Genomic DNA, 2,414 nt, shown 5'->3' on the forward strand with positions numbered 1-2,414 from the left:
GTACGGCGCCTTCGCGTCCTATGCGCTCGGCCTGGCGGCACTGGCCGTGGTCGCGCTCGCCGCCCTGCTGTTCACCATGACCGGGGTGCGCCACTCGGCGCACCGGCCCGAAGGAGTACCCGATGTGTGAATACTGCGGTTGCCAGTCGATCACCGCGATCGCGGAGCTCACCGCCGAACACGACCACGTGGCCGGGCTGATCAGCCTGGTGCGTGAGGCCAGGGCGCGCGGCGACGCCGCCGGGATGGCCCGCCTCGCCCGGGAGATCGCGACCGTGCTCGGCCCGCACACGCAGGTCGAGGAGCAGGGACTGTTTCCCGCGCTGGAAGGGGACTTCGGTGAGCACGTCGCCTCGCTGACCGCCGAGCACCGGCGGATCGAGGCCGTGCTGGACGAGGCCGCGGCGGGGACCCCGGCCGATCCGGCCTGGCCCGATCGGCTGATGGCGGTCCTGCACGTGCTGCGGGAGCACATCCTCACCGAGCAGGACGGCGTTTTCCCGGCCGCGCTGGGCTTTCTCGGCACCGAAGACTGGGCCGCGGTGGACGCGGTGCGGGAGCGGGTGGGCAGTTCCTTACCCACTGCCTTCCCCGTATCAGGGCGTACCGGAGCCTGAAGCGCTGCGGTGCCGGGGGGCTGCTGTTAGCGTTGATCCAGATCGTGTTCAACCGGCACTCGACGGCGTGAAGGCGGCGCGATGGCAGGTCAGACTCCTTCCCGGGCAGGCCTCGATTCCGCCCTCACCGAGGCATTGGTCGGCACCCGGCGCTTCTTCACCAGGGCGGAGGTCTCCGCGGACCGGCGCAGTCTGTACCGGACCGGGGGACGGCAGTCGGACGCCTTCTACCGCGACCGCTGGAGCCACGACAAGGTCGTGCGCTCCACCCACGGCGTGAACTGCACCGGTTCGTGCTCCTGGAAGGTCTACGTCAAGGACGGGATCATCACCTGGGAGGCGCAGCAGACCGACTACCCGTCGGTGGGCCCGGACCGGCCGGAGTACGAGCCGCGCGGATGCCCCCGGGGCGCGGCGTTTTCCTGGTACACCTACTCGCCCACCCGGGTGCGCTACCCCTACGTGCGGGGCGTACTGCTGCAGGCCTACCGCGAAGCCAAGGCCCGCACGGGTGATCCGGTGGCGGCCTGGGCGGCCGTGGTGTCGGATCGCGACACCGCGCGGCGCTACAAGTCGGCGCGCGGCAAGGGTGGCCTGGTCCGGGCCAGCTGGGCCGAGGCGGTGGAGATGGTGGCGGCAGCGCACGTGCACACCATCCGCGCCTACGGCCCGGACCGGCTCGCCGGGTTCTCGCCCATTCCGGCCATGTCGATGGTTTCGCACGCGGCGGGCGCGCGGTTCTATTCACTGCTGGGCGGCGTGATGCTGTCCTTCTACGACTGGTACGCCGATCTTCCGGTCGCCTCACCGCAGGTCTTCGGCGACCAGACGGACGTGCCGGAGTCGGCGGACTGGTGGGACGCGGGCTACCTGGTGATGTGGGGTTCCAACCTGCCGGTGACCCGCACCCCGGACGCGCACTGGATGGCCGAAGCCCGGTACCGGGGGCAGAAGGTCGTCGCGGTTTCCCCGGACTACGCCGACAACGTGAAGTTCGCCGACGAATGGCTCGCCCCCCAGCCGGGCACCGATGGGGCACTGGCGATGGCGATGGGCCACGTGATCCTCACCGAGTTCTTCGTGCGGCGGGAAGCGCCCGCCTTCGGCGACTACGTCAAGCGCTACACCGACCTGCCCTTCCTGGTGCGGCTCGAAGAACGCGAAAGCGGTTACGTGCCGGGGAAGTTCCTCACCGCCGAGGACCTCGGCGAGCAGACCGAGAACGCGGCGTTCAAGACGGTGCTGCTGGATTCGGCCACCGGAAGGCCGGTGGTGCCCGGGGGATCGCTCGGCTTCCGCTACGGCGAAGACGGCGAAGGGAAATGGAACCTCGATCTCGGCGAGCTCGATCCTCTGCTGTCGGTGTGGTCGCCCGAGGGCGGCGAGGCGGCCGAGGTACGGCTTCCCCGGTTCGACACACCGGACGGTTCGGCGAGCGTGCTGCGGCGCGGAGTCCCGGTGCGGCGCCTCGGCGAGCACGTGGTCACCACGGTGTTCGACCTGCTGCTGGCCCAGTACGGGGTCTTCCGCGACGGGCTGCCGGGACAGTGGCCCTCCGGCTACGACGATCCGTCCCAGCCGTACACCCCGGCCTGGCAGGAGACCGTGACCGGGGTGCCCGCGGCCAAGGCGGCCCGCATCGGGCGCGAGTTCGCGGAGAACGCGGAGGCCTCCGGCGGCCGGTCGATGATCATCATGGGGGCCGGAACGAACCACTGGTTCCATTCCGACACGATCTACCGGGCCTTCCTGACCCTGACCATGCTCACCGGGTGCCAGGGGGTGAACGGGGGTGGC

2 protein-coding genes are annotated in these 2,414 nt (G+C 70.5%); both read left to right on the forward strand.

The features are described 5' to 3' along the window. The first annotated feature begins 122 nt into the window (after positions 1-122). Positions 123-617: a hemerythrin domain-containing protein gene (locus tag FNH05_RS36120; RefSeq protein WP_144593329.1), complete on the forward strand. Its 495-nt coding sequence runs from the start codon at positions 123-125 to the stop codon at positions 615-617. Between the two features lie 81 nt (positions 618-698). Then, positions 699-2,414 (forward strand): molybdopterin-dependent oxidoreductase (locus FNH05_RS36125; RefSeq protein ID WP_144593330.1); only part of this gene is annotated, 1,716 nt, incomplete at its 3' end.

Source organism: Amycolatopsis rhizosphaerae (genome assembly GCF_007713715.1).
Classification (GTDB): domain Bacteria; phylum Actinomycetota; class Actinomycetes; order Mycobacteriales; family Pseudonocardiaceae; genus Amycolatopsis_E; species Amycolatopsis_E rhizosphaerae.

Excerpts from the sequence above, each read along its gene's own strand:
- FNH05_RS36120 (WP_144593329.1), top strand. The coding sequence starts at position 123 with ATGTGTGAATACTGCGGTTGCCAGTCGATCACCGCGATCGCGGAGCTC.